The sequence below is a fragment of the Acinetobacter sp. XS-4 genome (assembly GCF_023920705.1).
Taxonomy (GTDB): Bacteria; Pseudomonadota; Gammaproteobacteria; order Pseudomonadales; family Moraxellaceae; genus Acinetobacter.
Genome location: NZ_CP094657.1, coordinates 3,835,689 through 3,855,249, shown reverse-complemented (window position 1 = coordinate 3,855,249; position 19,561 = coordinate 3,835,689). Strand labels below are relative to the sequence as shown.

Below are 19,561 nucleotides of genomic sequence, written 5' to 3'. Positions count from 1 at the left end.
ACGACATGATCGATTGAAAAACAAGATAGGAAATGATTATGCAGCCAAAAGTTCATACAGTAACAACAAGTGACCAACAAACGCTTTGTGCTAAAACATGGGGCGACGAAAAAAATACACCGTTGGTTTTAGTACATGGTTATCCTGACAATCAAGAAGTGTGGGAATCAATCATTGAACATTTAATTAATGACTTCTACATTGTCACCTATGATGTACGTGGAGCGGGTTTGTCATCTATACCAAAACGTATACGTGATTACCGTTTAGAGCGTTTATCTCTAGACTTACAAGAAGTAGTAGATGAATTACTACCAAATCGTCAATTTCATATGGCTGCACACGATTGGGGTTCGATTCAATCTTGGGAGTCGGCAACAGAGCCTAAATTTAAAGGGCGTTTATTATCATATACAACTATTTCTGGGCCATGTCTTGACCATGCCGCTTTATTTTTGCGTGATAAATTTAAAACTTCACCAGGTCAAATCTTAAAAATATTAACCAAATCTTGGTATATCGGTGCATTTCATCTTCCACTGCTAGCACCAACTGTATGGTCTCTTTTTAGCCCTGAAAAATGGGGGAAAGTACTGACTCAGCTGGAGAGAAAAAGTAATTTACCTTTAAATAATAATATTAATGCAGATGGTAAATATGGCATTAATTTATATCGGGCAAATTTTATCCCTCGTTTAACTGGCCCTCGTCAACGTTATGCGCAATGCCCAGTTAAAGCCGTTATTTTAAAATATGACACTTTTGTGAGCCCTGAATACATCACTGAGGCTATGCCAAAGTGGGTGGATAATTTTGAATATGTAGAGCTTGAAGCAAATCACTGGGCAATTCTTAGTGAGCCTGCGAAAATTGCAGATCATATTCATGAGTTTATTAAGGCTCAAGCTTCATAATTCAGTGACTGCATAAAACTTTTAATTCGGCGATATTTTCGGCTTCATAAGTTTGAATCTGATAGAATGTCGCCTTTTGTTTTGCTCTGAATTTATTCATGAATGCTGTCGTTATTGCGATTGCAGTGATGTTTTTATTATCACTGGCGCGCGTTTCTGTCGTACTGACTTTAGTGGTTTCTGCCATTGTAGGCGGCCTCGTAGCAGGTTTAAGCCTTTCTCAAACCGTTGATGCTTTTAACGCAGGTCTTGGTGATGGTGCTGAAGTTGCACTTGCCTATGCTGTGTTAGGGGCATTTGCTCTGGCACTTTCAAAATCTGGCTTACCTGATTTACTTGCCCATAAACTTATTGGTTTGTTGGGAATGGAAGCGGGCAAAAGCCGCGAAACTAAAGTGAAATATCTACTGTTAGGTATTTTACTGATTGCTGCTATTTTCTCTCAGAACCTTATTCCAGTTCATATTGCCTTTATTCCTGTGCTCGTTCCGCCATTATTACGGGTAATGAACCATTTAAAGTTAGATCGTCGAGCAGCAGCCTGTGTGCTTACGCTAGGTTTAGTCGGAACTTATATTTTTCTTCCAGTTGGATTTGGTGCAATTTTCCTTGAACAAATTTTGATGGGGAATATCAACAAAGTTGGTGCTGCGTATGGCTTGCATGTAGAGCGTGGCATGATGTCAATTGGCATGGCTATTCCAGTTTTGGGAATGGTTTTAGGTACTTTGGTTGCTGTATTCATTAGCTACCGTAAACCAAGAATTTATGTTGATCGCGCTATTACCCCAACTACAACAATTGATTTAGATAAACCTCTCCGTGCAACTAATCAAGTTAAAACAACTGACTTAAAAGCAGATGCAGAAGAGTTAAAGCATGAGGCAGAGCAAGCGCCAGTGATTGCAAAGAAAACGATCTACATGGCATTGCTTGCAATTGGTCTGACACTCGCTGCACAGCTCTATTCAGGTTCAATGATTTTGGGTGGTTTAGTCGGTTTTGCTGTTCTATCTACTGCCGGAATTTTTAAGTGGCAAGAGGCAGATGATGTCTTTGTACAAGGCATGCGAATGATGGCCTTGGTGGGTTTCATTATGATTTCTGCTGCGGGCTTTGCCTCAGTAATGACCCATACAGGAGATATTAATCAGCTAGTGAAAGGTGTGGTTGATATTATTGGAGACAATCGCGCACTTGCAGCTTTCTTAATGCTTTGTATTGGTTTATTTGTCACGATTGGTATTGGTTCATCTTTCTCAAGTGTACCTGTGTTAGCCGTTATTTATGTGCCTTTATGCGTACAGTTCGGATTTTCACCATTAGCGACGATTGCCCTTATTGGGACAGCAGCAGCATTAGGTGATGCAGGCTCTCCAGCTTCTGATTCAACTTTAGGGCCAACAGCAGGTTTAGGTGTAGATGGGCAACATGACCATATTTGGGATACTGTTGTACCTACATTTATTCATTTTAATATTCCGCTATTAATTTTTGGCTGGATTGCTGCAATGGTTTTATAGGTTTTTATAAAATATTAAATTACTAACCTTCTTAATAATGATCTTTGGATTTAAATTAAGAAGGTTTTTTATTGACTAAATTAAAGATGTATTTAAAATAAATTATATTAAAATACTCAGAATTAAAAAGTATATTAAAATAGTTGGTAATATAAAATAATCTTGATTAATAAGGTTGGAATAAAAACCTATTAAAATGGTTGGTTAATATATATATTTATTTAAAACAGTTATTTAAAAATAAATGATAAATTAATTTTATAATGCGTATTGCATGATTTTAAAATACATGTTTATTATAAATATAAATAAGTTTGGAGATATTAAAGTGTTCAAAAAAGTTTTGGTTGTTGCATTAATGGGGATGTCTTCTTTTACTTTTGCTGGTAACTGGCAAGTTAAGTTTGGTGGAAGTGTAATTGCTCCTTCGGAAGATACGACAACTCCTTTAGGGGTGGTGAAGGCAGATCATGAATATGCATTTACACCATCAGTAGAATACTTTTTTGGTCAATCTCCATTTTCGGCAGAGTTATTATTAGCAGCACCTATTAATCATGACGTATTGTTAGATGGTAAAAATGTAGCGAGTCTTAAACAGTTACCACCAACGATTACTGCTAAATATCATTTTAAAAACTCGACTCGTTTCACACCGTATATTGGTGTTGGTGCTACAGCATTTATTCCTTGGGATGAACAAGGAGTAGCGGTAAAAGTTAAAGAAGATTTTGGTGTAGCAGGACAAGTTGGTTTTAATTTCCAACCTGCTGATGCTAAAAATTGGGGAGTATTTGTAGATGTTCGTTATATGGATATTAGTCCTGAAGTAACAATTGATCCATCAGTTGCTAATTATAAATTTGATCTAGATATTAATCCATTTGTTTACACTTTAGGTTATAGCTATAAATTTTAAGCATAATAATAAATAGAAAAAATATAATAATAAACCTAGACTCAGGCACCTCACATATAATTTATGTGAGGTTTTTTTATGGACTTTATTTGCACTAAAAAAAGCATAAAACAGACAGTTTTATACATATCTTATGCAATTTTTTTTCTAAACTAATTTCTATTCATTACAAAACATGGAAAGAAAATCATGAACAAAAAATTAGCGCTTTGTTTGGCTATCTTTAGTGGTATCGCCTTTACACAGAGTTTGCAAGCTGCAAGTTTCTCGTGTGATGCTGCAAAAACGAAAACGGAAAAAAGTATTTGTAAGAACCGTTCTTTAAATGATGCCGATGTGAAAATGGCGACGACTTATCAAATTGTTCTGCATGCTTTACCAATGGGTGGGCGGGACAGTCAAAAAGATGCTCAGCAGCAATGGCTGAAAAAAAGAAATGCTTGTGTGGCTGGTGTAAGTTGTATTAGCAAAGCTTATCAACAACGCCAACAGCAGCTAGATGCAATATTGCAAGATAGAGTGTTAAGCCACGGCCCATTTTAATTAGAGTAAAAATTTTTAATATTTAGGATTGAAAAATTCTAGAAGTACTCCATTCATAAAGCATTCGAGAACAAACAGACTTCAAAATTTAAGGAGTGATTTATGAGTGAACAAGCATCACAAAATTATAGTTTCCAAGCAGAAGTTGCACAGCTTTTACATTTAGTGACGCATTCTCTCTATTCTAACCCTGAGATTTTCTTACGCGAGCTGATTTCTAATGCATCAGATGCATGTGATAAGTTGCGTTTTGAAGGAATTAATCATCCTGAATATTATGAAAATGATCCAGATTTACATGTACGAGTCATTTTAAATAAAGAAGATAAAACTTTAACGATTTCTGATAACGGTATTGGCTTAAACCAGCAAGAAGCGATTGATAACTTAGGTACGATTGCAAAATCGGGCACTAAAGATTTCATGTCAAAATTGACTGGTGATCAAAAAGCAGATGCTCAGTTGATTGGTCAATTTGGTGTTGGCTTTTACTCAGGTTTTATTGTTGCCGATAAAATTACGGTTGAATCACGCCGTGCAGGTCTAGATGCATCTGAAGGGGTGCGTTGGATTAGTGGTGGTACAGGCGAGTTTGAAGTTCAGCAAATTGATAAGGCTTCACGTGGTACTGACATTATTCTTCACTTACGTGATGATGCACTTGATTATTTAGAATCTCATAAAGTTAAGCAAATCGTTAATAAATACTCTGATCACATTAGCTTGCCAATTGAAATGCAAAAAGAAGTTTGGCAAGAGGAAGAGGCTGCTGAAGGTGAAGAGCCTAAAGGCGGCCAAATGGTGAAAACTGGCGAGTGGGAAGCAATTAACTCAGCCAGTGCTTTATGGACACGTAACAAGAGCGAAGTGACTGAAGAGCAGTACGTTGAGTTCTATAAAAACTTAACACATGACTTTGAAGCACCACTGGCTTGGGCGCATAACCGTGTTGAAGGTAGTACTGAATATACACAGTTACTTTATATTCCAAGTAAAGCACCACATGACATTTTTACTCGTGAAGCAAAAGCAGGTATTAAGCTCTATGTGAAACGTGTCTTTATTATGGATGATGCGGATAACTTAATTCCAAATTATCTACGTTTTGTTCAAGGTGTGGTAGATAGCGCAGATTTACCACTCAATGTAAGCCGTGAGTTGTTGCAAGAAAGCCGTGATGTCAAAACGATTCGTGAAGGTAATGCGCGCCGTATTTTAACTGTACTCGATGGCTTGGCTAAATCGGAAGATGAAAAAGACCAAGAAAAATTCAAGACGTTCTATAGTGAGTTTGGCTCAGTCATTAAAGAAGGCTTGGGCGAAGACTTTGGTAACCGTGAACGTATTTTAAAATTATTACGTTATGCGACTTCAACAAATGATGAAGTAACAACTTCTTTTGCTGACTATAAGGCTCGCATGAAAGAGGGCCAAAAAGCCATCTACTATGTGACTGCTGACAGCTTAGCGGCAGCGAAAAACTCACCGCAGCTTGAGTTGTTCAAGAAAAAAGGCATTGAAGTATTATTAATGGCTGAACGTGTTGACGAATGGGCAATGAATTTTGTTCAAGAGTTTGACGGTACGCCATTAAAGAATGTGTCGAAAGGCGCGGTTGATTTAGGTGACTTGCAAGATGCTGAAGAGAAAAAAGCACTTGAGCAAGCAGCTGAACAGTTCAAACCTGTTGTTGATAAGCTAAGTGACTCATTGAAAGCCAAAACGCAAGAAGTGCGTGTAACGACACGTTTAGTTGATTCTCCTGCATGTTTAGTGACAAGTGAAGGTGAGTTATCACCTCAACTTATTCGTATGCTTAAACAAGCAGGGCAGGCAGTGCCGGAAATCAAACCAATTTTAGAAATTAACCCTGAACATCCATTGGTGAAGAAACTTGAAAGTTCAGAGCACTTTGATGACTTGGCAAATGTGATTTTCGATCAGGCGGTTATTGCTGAAGGTGGTTTACCGGAAGACCCAGCAGCTTATGTAAAACGTATTAATAGCTTATTGCTGAAATAATTCAGTATAAAAAAAGCCTCTGAACCTTCAGGGGCTTTTTTTGTGGATAAAGAAAGAGTTATCCACAATTTGGTGATTTCTGATTAAAAATTAGCTTCTAGATTCATTTGAACGCTGAGTTGATGTTTAGAATCATCATCAATGTGGTTAAAAAAGTTAAGGTCATTTTGCATAAAAAGCCAATTTCGCCACACAGGCTGCCGCCATGAAATATAAGGCCCCCAACTATTTAGTCGAATGTCATTTTTGGTATATACACCACCACTATAGACACCGTAAGTAAGATGATTATCCTTTAAAAATTGATATTGCTGGAAAGTCCAATTTCCCCAACTATAATCTTCATTTTCACTCTTATTCACATTAAATTTATTAGCGAAAAGAGTATTATCTTGCATTTTCTGCGTTAGGTTTAGCGTTGTTTCAGTGTAGTTCCGGCTGGTAGAACCGTAGCGAAATACCTGTTCTGTATCCAAACTAATGTTATGTCTTAAATTCCATTTTTTCTTTGCTAAAAATTGCACATAAACATCGTTTTCTGAGTTTGAACCTAAATCAAGATTATTTTCAAAAGGCATCCACGTTGAAATGGTAGCCCAGCTTGCACTCAGTGGATTAGTTGTCGAAACCTGAGCTGAAGAGTTCTTCTTCTTTTTCTTACCAAAGGCTTTATAAGTAGGTTCAGACTGAGTCACACGTCTCCATAACGTATCATTTCCAAATACAGCCATAAGTTCTTGCATTAAGGCGATATCGGGTAAAGCATTATTTGTCTCTATTTCACAAGGAGAGAGTGAAAGTGATTGTTTTTTTACTTTGGTAAAACTCGTAGAAGAATAAGGATAACGCCGTGACCGTTGGTGCTTGAATGTATTATAAAAAAATTGAGTATGCGGAATTAAAGCCAATACGCTTAAACTATAAATACAAACTAAGGCAGCTGATCTGTATTGAAATGAAAAAGGGGAAAATTGATTCATTTTTAAGGAGAAGGAATCAAAAATAAAAATTAGATCAATATTTTAAAAGGCTAAGCTTAAAATTTTATTTAAAAGTATTTTATTATTCACCACCTTGGATGGGTTCCAAGGTGGTGATTGGCAGCTTAAAAAAGAGCTTCTAAGCGCAAGAATGTGCTGACGAAATGGTTGCGGTCTTCACGGTGGTCATTAAAGTAATTTACATCTCCTTGAACAAAGAACCATTCACGTAAAACTGGTTGGCGCCATGAAACAAATGGTCCCCAACTATTTAAACGCAAGTCATTGTCGTTGTAATAACCACCTGTATAAATACCATAGTTAAAACGGTTATTTGCAAAGAAACTATGTTCACGGAAAACCCTGTTTTCCCAACTTAGATCATCATCTTGATCATCGGCATAAGTTAAGCTGAACTGATTTGATAAAATTGGTTGATTTGGTCTGGCATGAGTAAGTTCAAGATTGGTACGTAAGTAATTTTCACTGTCTATGCCGTAACGATAAATTTGCTCAGCATAAAATTTAAAATCATTACGGAGTTGCCAATTTCTAGATGCTTTTAAACGAACATAAATATCGTCCCCAGAACGGATACCTAAGTCAGCATCTGTTTCAAAAGGCAATTTTTTCGAGAAATCTGACCAACGTAAAGCAATAGAACTGTTGTCATCTCGCGTTTGTTTACCATTTAGCTTCTTATTGGAGTCTTGATTTGGGTTCTGGTTAATATTGGCCGGACTGTTATTAAATTCGTTATCGAGTGAGTCATCACCAAATACCACGCTTAGGCGTTTTTCTAGTGTTGGTAATTTAATCCTGCCTCGTATTCTGGGTTTAATTTCAAAATTATCGTATTCATTCCAATAGTTATCGACCATCACGCGAATGGTTGCTGTAGCTGGTTTCTGTGGATCGACTTCTCCAAACCAGTTATCAATTTTTTCAGAAGTACGATCGGCCCAATTACGAATGTTCTTTTGTTTACGGTCAACCCAGGTTTGATCTTCTGTTTGTTCGGTAGGTGGAACAATAGGTTGACTAGACTGCTCAGGGAAAATGGTTGGGGTCGCATCTACCCAACGTGGAATCTGATCTAACAGATTTTCATCTGTTGTAACTTCGGTTTGAACTCCAGATGACAAACCTTCTACTTGTTGGTTTTGAGAGGAAGAGGTCGTTTCTGCATGAGCAATGCATACTGAACCGAATCCAAGAGTTAAAAGTGCAAAAAGCTGCCGATAAGGCATTACGTGAAATGTTTTCATATCTATCTTTATGTTTTGTTGTTGTTTCCACTTTTGTTGATTTTTCTAATAAAATCAAGAGGACGACACAAAAGTTAAGTAAATTTAACTTTTTTTACATATTTGAAATAAATTAAAAAGTTTAAGCTAGTAGCGATTATTTTTAACCAAAAAAAATCCCCCAATTAAGGGGGATGATAGATCAAGGAAACTTCAAATTCCGATCATTAAACACATAAAAAACAGAACATTACAGCGCGAATATTCTAAGAAGCAATCATAAACTGATTTTAAACAATTAGATAGTTCTTTTTTTAGAACGCTCTATTGCTAAAATGGTGATAAAACATACGATTTCATCACATTTTCAATTGTGTTGATTTATTTCTGTGGAATATCACATGATTCATCATTACAAACAGCAGCATCATCTTGCTCAACAGCTTCAGCATTTGCTTTCAGTTGTGCTTGCTCTAAGACTTTTAAAAAGACGTCACGTGGTTGAGCACCTGCGAGCGCAATTCTTTGATCAAATACAAAAAATGGTACGCCCGTAACATTTAACTGCTCTTTAGCAATCTTTTCGTCATGACGAACAAAGTCAGATAGTTCATTTGTATCTAATACAAATTCAACTTCCGCATTATCAAGGCCAATACGAGAAGCAATTTCTTCTACAACTTCACGTTCACCAATTGCCAGACCTTCGGTCATATAAGCATGGAAAAAAGCTTCTTTTGCTTGATTGCCTAAGCCTTTGCTTTGCGCAAGGTGAATAATACGGTGAGCATTAAAGCTATTACCAGAATTCGCCTTTTGCCATTGGAAATCAATACCTTCAGAGGCAGCCATGGCAGCAATATTGCGCTCCATTTCTTCCATCTCTTCATAGGTACGGCCATATTTTTTAGCCAAACGTTCTGTATTTGATGTGTCATGTTTTGCTGGCGCATCAGGATCTAATTCAAAACTATGCCAGTGAATTTCAAGCTCAATACCTGCTTCAGCAGCTACATGTTCAAGGCGTTTTTTGCCGATATAACAGAAAGGGCAAACTACATCAGACCAGACATCAACACGCATGGGAGAATCTCATAAATTTTAATTACCCATCATAATAGGGATGATGTCCAAGGATTTAAAGCTTTGAATAGAGAATAGAGTGTTGCGTATTGTGAAATAAATGGCATATAAAGAAGATATAAGCTCTATTTCATAACTATAAAGAGCAAAACTATAAGAAGGGAAATAGGAGGTGTGTATGCGCCGAGTTTTGATTGCAATTACAAGTCTGGTTGTTATCACGATTATTATTTTTTTCAGCTATCAGCATATTAAACAGCAACAGGCCAAAGACAGTAGCCAAATGTTTGATGTGGTCATGACTGAAAAAATGAACCAGCTTTATGAACAAGCACAGGATTGGTCTAAACCCGTCGAGCTTAATATTCACGATAAACGGTTGGCAGGACACTATAAGCAAATTTCAGAATTTCTTTTAAGTTATTGGATTCAAAATATAAATGCACGAAATGCATACTTAAGAGAACTCAAAGCAGCCAAATGGGATACTTTTTTAAATGTTGATCGTTTAGATATTGATAAAAAACAAAAGTTTGTAGAAACCGAAAAGATGTTAGCTGATGTCCGTATGGCTTCAGATAAATATCAAACTGAATATGAAAAAATTCATAAAACTTTCTTAGCAAAGGTTCAAGAATTGTCAGTCAATGCAGAGATGAGACAACTCCTTGAAATGAAATTGGGGACTCAACAGAAAGCTGATCAAGATCATGCAATTTTTATGATTGAGCTACAAATTTTAGATAAAGCAGAAGAAATGTTTAAGCTTCTAAAAAACTACCCATGGCAGAAGAAAGATCAGATGATTCTTTTTCATGAAAATGCTCAGGTCAAAAAGTTTAATAGGCTTTACCAAGATGTTCTAAAACTGAATGCAAAAATTGAAAAAATTAAGAAAAGGAATGTTGCGGTTTTAGAGGAATTATAGTGTTATTGAAGCTTATGTTTGATCATTAAATCAGCTGCTAAATAATCGCTGATAGGTGAATAATACAAATATTTAAATTTAATCCAGGATAATAAAAGTCAAAAAAATGAATTTATGGCAGCTTTTTATTAAAGTTCGACCTTTTGTTGCCCCATATAAGCTATTGGTCATCGTTACCCTGATCCTTACTTTAATTGGGGCATTAACCGCTCAAGTGAATGCATTGACGTTGCAATATACTGTTGATCAGATTAATCGTTTGGTTGAGGCAGGACAAGGGCTAAGTGAAGGCTGGCACATTTTAGTGACGATCAGTGTAATTCTATTATCTAAGGAAATTATAAATACGCTGATTCAATTTGGGCAAAAGCTATTTGGCGAACGTTTAAGAATCATGGTGTCACAAGATGTCGCGCAATCAATTATTGAAAAATTTCTAACATATCGTCTTTCTTTTTTTACTCAGGATGATAACCAAGCAGGGAAGCTGCAAACCCGTATTGATCGTGGTATTGGTTCGATTACACGGTTAATTCAAATATTTTTTATCGACATTCTTCCATTATTTAGTAGCGCAATTCTCGCATTGGGTTTGATGTTCTATGCCAACTTTTGGATTGGGCTTGTTGCCCTTTGTATTGTCCCAATTTACTTTTGGCTGACCTTCAAGCAAGCTCAAAAATTAGGGGGCGTAAGAAGAAGTCTGCGTGATGGACGTGAACGTAAAAGTCAGGGAATTCTGAGTATCATTAATTCGATTACAGTGATTAAATCTTTTAACCGTGAGCAAGTTGAAGCTGAAAAACAACTCATTTTACAAAAGCAGCTCACTGATAATCAGATGCACACTCGGCAAATTAGTTTTATTTTCGATGGGGTTAAGACCTTTACTGAACAAATTGGTATTGTTTTTATTATTATTCTTACCGCTTATTTTGTTCTAGCTGGAGATATGAGCATTGGGATGATCATGTTTCATATTCTACTCTTTAATAATGTTTCTGCTCCGATTCGTTCATTGCACCGTATTTATGATGAGATCAATGATGCCATGATTTATGCGGAAAGTTTCTTTCAGATTCTTGAAGCGGACGATGAAATAGAAAAGTCTGGTCAACAAAAACCATTCCAACTTCGTGGACAGTTTGAATTAAACCAGGTCGATTTCTTCTATCCAAATGGTCATCATGCACTTAAGAATATCAATATGGTCATTCAGCCCAATAAGATTACAGCATTAGTCGGATTATCGGGTGCAGGAAAATCAACATTGATTAGTCTGTTAGATAAGTTTTATCTACCACAATCTGGGCAAATTATGATGGATGGAATTGAGCTAAAAGACATGGATACACAATATCTACGAGATCATATCGGCTTGGTATTGCAAAAAAATCATATCTTTCAGGGCACTATACAAGACAATATTTGTTATGGAAAAATGGATGCCACAGAAGAAGAAATTATCCAAGCAGCAAAAAAAGCTTCGATTCATGAGCAAATTTTGAAGTTGCCTAAGGGCTATCAATCTGATGCATTGCTATTGTCGGGTGGACAACAGCAACGTATCGCAATCGCACGAATGTTTCTGAAAGATCCACCAATTATCTTTTTGGACGAACCAACTGCGAGTTTAGATGCGATCGCTACTGAACAGATTAAGCATAGTTTGGATGAAATTAAGCAAGGGAGAACAGTCATTATTATTTCCCATAGCCTTTCTCAAATTATTGATGCCGATTACACCTATGTTATGCAGGACGGTGCGATTGTTGAGCATGGCGAACATCATCAACTTTATCAGCAGCAAGGTGTGTATAAAGATATTTTTGATGCGATGGCGAAAAGTTTAAACATTGATAAGATTGCCAAGACTTTTGATAATGAAGGTGAAGAAGAAACACATAGTTAATTTTTTAGTAATTTTTAAATAAAATCTAAAAGGTGTTGAAATAGGTTGAATATGAATCCTCAAAAACCTCATTTTTCAAAAGGACGTATGTTCGTTGTGTAACGTCAGGTGACATGATTTGAAGATTCAATAATCTAATAAACAGATATATCTATGATTGGATGCAAATTTTAACGATATGATATTTACCGTTTATCTGAGCATTACTGAATCAAATTCGACTTTGTTGTAGCCTATTTATAGATACTTTTAATTTAGTCATCATCTATTAATTTGAATAGGGTGAGTGATTTTTGGAGCAAGTTATGAACTTTCTAAAACAATCAGCTTTCATTGCTGCATTTGCTTTTATGGGTTTACCGACTGTTCAAGCTGAAGAGGTTGCTACTTTACCAACAATTCGTGTAATGGCTGAGTCTGAGCTACGTGAAGAGGTGGGATTTGTACCCTTCCAAGAAGATAAAAAAGTGCGTCAAGCTCTGCAACATCATGAGTATAAAACTCATTATGATATACAAAATGCTTTAGTCCCTGAAGGTATGACTACAGTAGATTATCAGCCAGTTATGGCACAACCTGATTTGTCTCAACTTTCTCCCTTCTTACAACAATACATTTTAGCGGTAGCGGGTGGAATACAGTCTTCTGATCCAACCAACGGTATTTTTGAAATGTTAAGACCTTTGAACATCAACCGAAGTAATGTCGACGCTTATCGTGAGGGTACGATGAAAGTAAATATTAATGACCTCATAAATTTACAGCAGCAAATTCAAGATGGTTTAAAAGGCCGATAAAATAAAAAATCCTTGTATTTTGTGGAAAAAATTAAAATAGGTTTTATTGATCTTATAATTATTTGAAATTACAGATTATTTTATTTACCATTATAGACGGTTATATTATTAATTATTAGACGACATAATTTGTCGCTCATGGTTGTTTTCATAAGTTTTATTAATGCATTTGGGATACTATGGATAAGTTAGACAGTAGTTATAATATCTTTGATATCTCTCATGTAGAGTCTGATCTTCTAGAGCAATTAGGTACAAAAAGTAAATTCTGGTATTTATCTGGAGATGAAGAGTTTCTTTTTAAAAGTGTACAATCTAATACAGGGGAGCGATTAGGTGATGATTGGGCTGAAAAAATCTCTTGTGAATTAGCCGCTTTATTAGATCTACCACATGCACATTATGAATTGGCTATACACAAAGGAGTACGTGGTGTCATAACCAAGAATTTTATTTCTGAGCGAGGAGAGCAATTAATGCTTGGTAATGAACTTCTTGAAGGTCTTGTATCCTCTGCTGAAGAAGGTAATCCTAATATACAATTTATTGAAGATGTATATAAAACTATGCGAAATACTATCCTCAATAAGCCAATTGGATTTAGTAGTCTAGCTAATATTAAAACTGCTAGTGATTTTTTTGTTGGTTATTTGATGTTTGATGCCTTAATTGCAAATCAGGATAGGCATAATGAAAATTGGGGAATGATCATTACTGTTAAAGGTGTTAAACATCTTGCACCAAGCTATGATCACGGAGCGAGCCTAGCAAGAAATGTTAATGATGAAGAAAAAAGAACACGAATGACATCAACTGATAAGGGTCAGCAAATACAGACTTTTGTTCTAAAAGCAAAATCATGGTTTTTAGAAAAGGAAATAGCTGGTAAAAAGAAAAGGCTGAAACTACTAGAAGCTTTTCGGCGTTATGCTTTAATGGAAAGAGTCGCTGCAAAGGCTTGGTTAGAGATACTGAATAAGGTTAAAAATGATGATGTAAGATTAATTATAGATCGGGTTCCTGAGACTCTTATGTCTTCTACCTCAAAAGATTTTACATATGAATTAATTTTATGTAATAAAGCTAATCTATTAGCAATAAACCGTGATTTGTAAGTGAGGAATTGTCAGCATGAAAAGTGTTTTTGTTATGTGGCAAGATTCTACAGGTACACGAATGTGGCATCCTGTTGCTAAATTAACTCAACAAAATTCTTGTAGATATGTTCTGAGCTACACAAAAGGTGCTCAGCACGAAAAGTTTTCGTTTTTTCCGAATATGCAGGAGATTTCTAAAAGCTATACTTCTGATAGATTATTTAGTTTTTTTAGAAATAGATTAATTCCTGAGAGCCGCCCTGAGCATGACAATATGTTTGAGTGGTCTGATTTATCTAGTGATTCTAAAGATTATTTAGAGTTACTTGCAATTTCAGGAGGAGAGAAGAAAACTGATCATTTTCGAATTGTTAATTTACCTAGAAATGAAGATGGTTTTTATAGGATTAAATTTTTTATTAGTAGTATCAATTATCTGAACGAGATTGAAAAAACTAGTATTACGTATTTGAAACCTGACGATAGGCTCAAATATCAATTTGATGAAAATAATTTAGTTGATTTAGATGCAACAATTTTATTAAAAGAAGATGATATTCGAGTTGGTTATTTGCCACATTATTTATGTAAAGACTTAAAAAATTTACTCAACTATTTGAATAAAGATGATATTCAAATTAATGTTTTGAAAGTGAACCTAGATGCTCCATCACAATTTAAAGTTTTGTGTGAATTGAAAGCACCATGGCCTGAAAGCTTTAATGCATTTAATGATGAAGAGTTTTCTATTTATGAGTAAAAAAATCCCCGCATTGAGCGGGGATTTTTTTATCTTGGTGTTAATTAAACACGTTCGATAATCGTTGCAATACCTTGACCAAGGCCGATACACATGGTCGCAAGACCAATTTGAGTATCTTGTTGTTCCATTACGTTCAACAACGTAGTGGTGATACGCGCACCAGAACAGCCTAGTGGGTGACCCAATGCAATCGCACCGCCATTTAAGTTAATGATGTCTTGCTTGTCATAAACGCCTAAGCCTTTCATTACTGATAAGCCTTGAGCAGCAAATGCTTCGTTTAACTCGATAGTTTGAATATCAGCCATCGTTAAACCAGCACGTTTAAGCGCTTTTTGAGTTGCTGGAACTGGACCATAACCCATGATTGCAGCATCGCAACCTGCAACAGCCATAGAACGAATCACAGCACGTGGTTTTAAACCTAATGCTTGCGCGCGCTCAGCAGACATAAGTAACATTGCAGAAGCACCGTCAGACAAAGCTGAAGATGTAGCAGCAGTTACCGTACCGCCTTTTGGATCGAATACAGGACGTAATGCTTTGAACGATTCAAGGTTTGCATCTGGGCGAATGACTTCATCGATATCACAAAGGATTTTAAAGCCATTTGCATCGTGACCTTCAACACCAACGATTTCGTTTTTAAAACGACCTTCTTGAGTTGCAGCCCAAGCACGGCGGTGAGATTCAACACCAAATGCGTCTTGCTCTTCACGGCTAATGCCGTTCATGCGACCTAACATTTCAGCAGTTAAGCCCATCATGTTAGATGCTTTTGCATAGTGTTTAGATGCTTCTGGGTTTAGGTCGATGCCGTGCATCATACCTACGTGGCCCATGTGCTCTACACCACCAATAATGAAGATATCACCTTGGTTGGTTGCAATCTGTGCAGCAGCAGTATGAAGTGCTTGCATAGATGAACCACAAAGACGGTTTACAGTTTGACCTGCTACAGTTTTTGGTAAGTCAGCCAATAAGCCGATGTTACGACCAATGTTCATACCTTGTTCTAAAGTCTGGTTTACACAGCCCCAGATCAGGTCTTCAACTTCATTGGTGTCAAATTGGTTACGAGCAACGAGTGCACGAACTAACTCAGCAGATAAGCTGTCAGCACGTACATTGCGGAACATACCGTTTTTGGTTTTACCCATTGCAGAACGTACGCCATCAACGATGACAACGTCACGTGGATTTAAAGTAGCCATTCACGTTGCTCCTTAACCGTAGAATTTTTTGTTGTTAGCAGCCATGTCACGCAACATTTGTGGCGCTTCATAAGCCTTACCTAAGTGTGCATATTTGTCGCAAAGCGCAACATATTCAGCAACACCTGTCTGGTCGATATAACGACATGGACCACCACGGAATGGAGGGAAACCTACACCCATAATCATTGCCATGTCTGCTTCAGCAGCAGTTGCAACGATGTTGTCTTCTAAGCAACGAACTGTTTCGTTACAGAAAGCAAGCATCATGCGGTCAATGATTTCTTGGTTATCAAACTCGCGTTTTTCACCCGTTACGAAAGGAGCAATGATTTCATACGCTGTTGGATCAACAGTTTTTGCTTTTTTGCCTTTCTTATCGAGTTCGTATTTGTAGAAACCAACGTCATTCTTTTGACCAAGACGTTTAGCTTCGTACATTGCTTGGATTGAACCTTTGTAGTCTGGCTTCATGCGGTCTGGGAAACCTTCAGCCATGACTTCTGCACCATGAACACCAGTGTCGATACCAACAACGTCGATGAGGTAAGCAGGACCCATTGGCCAGCCAAACTTAGACATTACATTGTCAACTTGCTGGAAGTCTGCGCCGTCTTTTACAAGAAGGTCAAATGCACCAAAGTAAGGGAACAATACACGGTTAACCAAGAACCCTGGGCAGTCATTTACAACGATTGGTGTTTTACCCATTTTTTGAGCAAGAACAACAGTAGTTGCAATCGCTTCTTCAGAAGTCTTTTCACCACGAATGACTTCTACAAGCGGCATCATGTGAACTGGATTGAAGAAGTGCATACCTACAAAGTTTTCAGGACGCTGTAATGCTTTCGCTAAACGCGTAATTGAAATTGTAGACGTGTTAGACGCAATAATCGTGTTTTCACGAACATGCTTTTCAGTGTCTGCAAGAACGATTTCTTTAACTTTTGGATTTTCTGTAACCGCTTCGATCACGATGTCGACTTCTTTAAACTCATCGTAGCTTAAAGTAGGACGGATACGTGCAAGGGTTTCACCCATTTGTGCAGGTTTCATTTTCTTACGTTCAACTTGTTTAGTTAACAAGCTGTTCGCTTCTGACATACCTAGTGCAAGTTGTGGGTTACCAATATCTTTCATGATGATTGGTGTGCCTTTGCTTGCCGCTTGGTAAGCAATACCACCACCCATAATACCAGCGCCAAGTACAGCTGCTTGGTTTACAGGGTGAGCACCTTTTTCATGTTTTTTAGCAGTTTTCTTAACAACTTGGTCATTGAGGAATAAACCAATCAATGCACCAGCTTGTGGAGTAATCGCAGCTTTAGCAAAACCTTCAGCTTCAGCTTTTAATGCTTCGTCACGCGCAAGGCTTGCACCTGCTTGTAATGAATCAAGTAATAATTTTGGAGCAGGGTACTGAGCGGGATTTGCTTTAGCAAGTACAGCACCTTTTGCTGTGTTGAACGCCATCATTTGTTCAAGTGGGTTCAATTTTACAGCATCAAGTTTTTCTTGACGTTTTGCCTTCCAGTTCAAACGACCAGAAATTGCTTGCTTCACTAAATCAGTTGCAGCTTCAAGTAATTTATCAGCAGCTACAACCGCATCTACAGCACCATCTTTTAGTGCAGCAGCTGGTTTTTTAGGAGCAGCCATTGCCATCCATTCAACCGCGTTGTCGATACCGATAACACGGCTTAAACGTACGCTACCGCCAAAACCTGGGTAAATACCAAGTTTAATTTCCGGTAAGCCCACTTGTGCAGCTTCTGACATCACACGATAGTCACACACTAAACACATTTCAAAGCCGCCGCCTAACGCCATACCGTTAATAGCAACAACTTTTGGAACTTCTAAATCTTCAAAGCTATTGAAGATTTCGTGAACAGGCATAAGCCAGTCAACAATCGCTTTTTCGCCTTGAGCGAAGTTTTCACCAAACTCAGTGATGTCTGCCCCAACAATAAAGGTTGATTTGCCAGAGGTAACAACTAAGCCTTTAATATCATTATTTGCTTTTACCGCAGCAATAGCAGCTTGGAAATCTTCAATTGTTGCACGGTTAAATTTATTGACCGACTCACCTTGTAAGTCAAAGCGGAATTCTGCAATTCCGTCCGAAAGCATTTGGACGGTAATGGCATTGCCAGCGTGGATCATGCCTGATCTCCTTGGTTTTGGAGGACTTCTAAATTGATGTTATGAAGCGTGTGCACAGCTTAGGTACACATTTATGCTTCGCTAATCTTACGATAACTATATCTAAAAAAAACCTGACAAGTTGTATCAAGCCGTGACGCAAGGGTCATCAATTTTTTTTAAACAACTTTCTTGAACTATATATATGAAATATACATTTTTATTTAAAAACTGATTTCTAGCAGGAATCTAATAATGAAGTCAGAAAAACTAGCAGATAGTTGATTACTTTAATTTTTGAACTGGTAATAAAAAATAAGGTTCTTTGTGAATTATTAGACAGAAAGTATTGTCTATTTTTTTATCTTTGGATAAACTTTATGTTATAAAAATGTTCAATAAAGTATGTATTATGTTAAAAAATAAATTTATGATTTTAGCCATCCTTCCTTTTATGTTGAGTGCATGTGGAGGTGGTGGTTCTAGTGATAATAATTCAGCGAATAACACAACAGTAGAATCGAATGATTCAATTAAAAATGGATCAAGATATTATCAGGTAGATTATCAAGTACTTGGAGAAAATAATGATCGTTTATCAATTGCCTATTATGAGATTAATAATAAACGTATTTATGGGGTAGACAGTAATCAGCCTATAAATCAATATATTGTGACGCAAAATCATTTATACACCCCTCAAGATAGGTTCACTTCAATAATTGATGTAAAGTCAATGGATGAGTGGACTTTGAATGTTATAGATAATATTAAAACTGATTGGAAGTTTGAAAGAGTTAACCTAGCGGGAAAAAATATTTTTGACACAGTGTTACCAGGTTTTAGGCAATATGGATTTGATACAAATAATCCATATTTTACAGCTAGGAAGTTTTTAAGTTCATACGGTCAAGAATCTTTTCCTACAGGAAGTACTTGTTATCGTTTGTCTTCTATCAAAAATAATCAAGAGTTTCTCAATTTTAGTACAAATAACCCTCTAAATTACTCTTTTGAGCTCATACATGAAGACAATCTTGCAACTGCGCAGGGTTTTCAAACAGTTGCTCCTGAACTAGCAATACTAAATAAACAAGGCCAGTTTATGGGAATAGATTGGACTACTTTATATAGTACGAAAACTGGAGCAGAGTTAGATGGGTTTTCAGTGATTCAATATAATGGACAAGTTTTTGATAACGTTACTTATAATGGTGTTCAGGAGCAGACCCGTAAAGCACAGATACAATTTCTTAAAGATATAATATCTTCGAATTTATTGTCTCAAAATCCTGAGGCATTAAGAGAAATTAAATTTGATCTAGAAAATTTAGATAAAGGTTGTTTCTTGTACAATCAAACTGCTGCCGACAAACTTGAAAGTCTTAAGTTAATTAATTGGAATCAATAGGTTATTTCTTTGTTTAGAAAGTTGCTAATTTTTTAGTAAATTAGCAACTACTATTGAATATTT

General features: G+C 36.6%; 16 protein-coding genes. 11 read left to right on the top strand and 5 right to left on the bottom strand.

All coding sequences use genetic code 11. The features are described from left to right. The first annotated feature begins 32 nt into the window (after positions 1–32). The 5 genes from MMY79_RS17880 (at position 33) to htpG (ending at position 5,921) form a co-directional block, all read left to right on the top strand. Positions 33–914, top strand: coding sequence for an alpha/beta fold hydrolase (locus MMY79_RS17880; protein WP_252610678.1), 882 nt, complete (start codon positions 33–35; stop codon positions 912–914). Between the two features lie 98 nt (positions 915–1,012). Then, complete coding sequence (locus MMY79_RS17875; protein ID WP_252610677.1) at positions 1,013–2,437, top strand: Na+/H+ antiporter NhaC family protein; 1,425 nt, start codon at positions 1,013–1,015, stop codon at positions 2,435–2,437. 328 nt (positions 2,438–2,765) lie between these two features. After that, complete coding sequence (locus tag MMY79_RS17870; RefSeq protein WP_252610676.1) at positions 2,766–3,356, top strand: OmpW family outer membrane protein; 591 nt, start codon at positions 2,766–2,768, stop codon at positions 3,354–3,356. A 189-nt stretch (positions 3,357–3,545) separates the two neighbouring features. Continuing rightward, complete coding sequence (locus MMY79_RS17865; protein ID WP_252610675.1) at positions 3,546–3,899, top strand: lysozyme inhibitor LprI family protein; 354 nt, start codon at positions 3,546–3,548, stop codon at positions 3,897–3,899. Positions 3,900–4,001: 102 nt separating this feature from the next. Continuing rightward, positions 4,002–5,921, top strand: coding sequence for a molecular chaperone HtpG (gene htpG / locus MMY79_RS17860; protein WP_252610674.1), 1,920 nt, complete (start codon positions 4,002–4,004; stop codon positions 5,919–5,921). Between the two features lie 83 nt (positions 5,922–6,004). Here the strand turns inward: htpG and MMY79_RS17855 are convergent, their stop codons facing one another. The 3 genes from MMY79_RS17855 to MMY79_RS17845 form a co-directional block, all read right to left on the bottom strand. Next, complete coding sequence (locus MMY79_RS17855; protein WP_252610672.1) at positions 6,005–6,901, bottom strand: selenocysteine synthase; 897 nt, start codon at positions 6,899–6,901, stop codon at positions 6,005–6,007. Positions 6,902–7,026: 125 nt separating this feature from the next. After that, entirely contained in the window at positions 7,027–8,169 is a 1,143-nt protein-coding gene (locus MMY79_RS17850; RefSeq protein WP_252610670.1) for a hypothetical protein, read from the bottom strand. A gap of 360 nt (positions 8,170–8,529) precedes the next feature. Beyond that, positions 8,530–9,231 carry a DsbA family oxidoreductase gene (locus MMY79_RS17845; protein WP_004795074.1) on the bottom strand — a complete coding sequence of 234 codons (702 nt, stop codon included), beginning with the start codon at positions 9,229–9,231 and terminating at the stop codon, positions 8,530–8,532. Between the two features lie 178 nt (positions 9,232–9,409). Between MMY79_RS17845 and MMY79_RS17840 the strand changes: the two genes are divergently transcribed. The 5 genes from MMY79_RS17840 to MMY79_RS17820 all read left to right on the top strand — a co-directional run bounded on the left by MMY79_RS17840 (position 9,410) and on the right by MMY79_RS17820 (position 14,725). Next, positions 9,410–10,159: a hypothetical protein gene (locus MMY79_RS17840; RefSeq protein ID WP_252610668.1), complete on the top strand. Its 750-nt coding sequence runs from the start codon at positions 9,410–9,412 to the stop codon at positions 10,157–10,159. Between the two features lie 106 nt (positions 10,160–10,265). Continuing rightward, the gene (locus MMY79_RS17835; protein WP_252610666.1) at positions 10,266–12,071 is read left to right on the top strand and encodes an ABC transporter ATP-binding protein; all 1,806 of its coding nucleotides are present in this window, start codon (positions 10,266–10,268) and stop codon (positions 12,069–12,071) included. Between the two features lie 305 nt (positions 12,072–12,376). Beyond that, positions 12,377–12,868: a hypothetical protein gene (locus MMY79_RS17830; RefSeq protein ID WP_252610664.1), complete on the top strand. Its 492-nt coding sequence runs from the start codon at positions 12,377–12,379 to the stop codon at positions 12,866–12,868. A 179-nt stretch (positions 12,869–13,047) separates the two neighbouring features. Continuing rightward, positions 13,048–13,983 carry a hypothetical protein gene (locus MMY79_RS17825; RefSeq protein WP_252610662.1) on the top strand — a complete coding sequence of 312 codons (936 nt, stop codon included), beginning with the start codon at positions 13,048–13,050 and terminating at the stop codon, positions 13,981–13,983. Positions 13,984–13,999: 16 nt separating this feature from the next. After that, positions 14,000–14,725 (top strand): HipA N-terminal domain-containing protein, encoded by a 726-nt coding sequence (locus MMY79_RS17820; RefSeq protein WP_252610660.1) that lies wholly within the window; start codon positions 14,000–14,002, stop codon positions 14,723–14,725. Positions 14,726–14,769: 44 nt separating this feature from the next. Here MMY79_RS17820 and fadA read toward each other — a convergent pair whose 3' ends face one another. Together fadA and fadB are read right to left on the bottom strand one after the other, a co-directional pair. Beyond that, the gene (gene fadA, locus MMY79_RS17815) at positions 14,770–15,942 is read right to left on the bottom strand and encodes an acetyl-CoA C-acyltransferase FadA (protein WP_004640802.1); all 1,173 of its coding nucleotides are present in this window, start codon (positions 15,940–15,942) and stop codon (positions 14,770–14,772) included. A 12-nt stretch (positions 15,943–15,954) separates the two neighbouring features. Continuing rightward, positions 15,955–18,108 (bottom strand): fatty acid oxidation complex subunit alpha FadB, encoded by a 2,154-nt coding sequence (gene fadB / locus MMY79_RS17810; RefSeq protein ID WP_252610658.1) that lies wholly within the window; start codon positions 18,106–18,108, stop codon positions 15,955–15,957. 391 nt (positions 18,109–18,499) lie between these two features. On the opposite strand from fadB, the gene MMY79_RS17805 reads away from it, so the two are divergent. Then, positions 18,500–19,498: a hypothetical protein gene (locus MMY79_RS17805; RefSeq protein WP_252610656.1), complete on the top strand. Its 999-nt coding sequence runs from the start codon at positions 18,500–18,502 to the stop codon at positions 19,496–19,498. Positions 19,499–19,561 lie beyond the last annotated feature (63 nt).

Bases quoted from the DNA above. Each gene is read 5' to 3' on its own strand.
- MMY79_RS17835 (WP_252610666.1), top strand. From the start codon at position 10,266: ATGAATTTATGGCAGCTTTTTATTAAAGTTCGACCTTTTGTTGCCCCA.
- MMY79_RS17875 (WP_252610677.1), top strand. From the start codon at position 1,013: ATGAATGCTGTCGTTATTGCGATTGCAGTGATGTTTTTATTATCACTG.
- MMY79_RS17880 (WP_252610678.1), top strand. From the start codon at position 33: ATGATTATGCAGCCAAAAGTTCATACAGTAACAACAAGTGACCAACAA.
- MMY79_RS17850 (WP_252610670.1), bottom strand. From the start codon at position 8,169: ATGAAAACATTTCACGTAATGCCTTATCGGCAGCTTTTTGCACTTTTA.
- MMY79_RS17805 (WP_252610656.1), top strand. From the start codon at position 18,500: ATGTTAAAAAATAAATTTATGATTTTAGCCATCCTTCCTTTTATGTTG.
- MMY79_RS17865 (WP_252610675.1), top strand. From the start codon at position 3,546: ATGAACAAAAAATTAGCGCTTTGTTTGGCTATCTTTAGTGGTATCGCC.
- MMY79_RS17830 (WP_252610664.1), top strand. From the start codon at position 12,377: ATGAACTTTCTAAAACAATCAGCTTTCATTGCTGCATTTGCTTTTATG.
- MMY79_RS17825 (WP_252610662.1), top strand. From the start codon at position 13,048: ATGGATAAGTTAGACAGTAGTTATAATATCTTTGATATCTCTCATGTA.
- MMY79_RS17845 (WP_004795074.1), bottom strand. From the start codon at position 9,231: ATGCGTGTTGATGTCTGGTCTGATGTAGTTTGCCCTTTCTGTTATATC.
- fadA (WP_004640802.1), bottom strand. From the start codon at position 15,942: ATGGCTACTTTAAATCCACGTGACGTTGTCATCGTTGATGGCGTACGT.
- htpG (WP_252610674.1), top strand. From the start codon at position 4,002: ATGAGTGAACAAGCATCACAAAATTATAGTTTCCAAGCAGAAGTTGCA.
- MMY79_RS17820 (WP_252610660.1), top strand. From the start codon at position 14,000: ATGAAAAGTGTTTTTGTTATGTGGCAAGATTCTACAGGTACACGAATG.
- MMY79_RS17855 (WP_252610672.1), bottom strand. From the start codon at position 6,901: ATGAATCAATTTTCCCCTTTTTCATTTCAATACAGATCAGCTGCCTTA.
- MMY79_RS17840 (WP_252610668.1), top strand. From the start codon at position 9,410: ATGCGCCGAGTTTTGATTGCAATTACAAGTCTGGTTGTTATCACGATT.
- fadB (WP_252610658.1), bottom strand. From the start codon at position 18,108: ATGATCCACGCTGGCAATGCCATTACCGTCCAAATGCTTTCGGACGGA.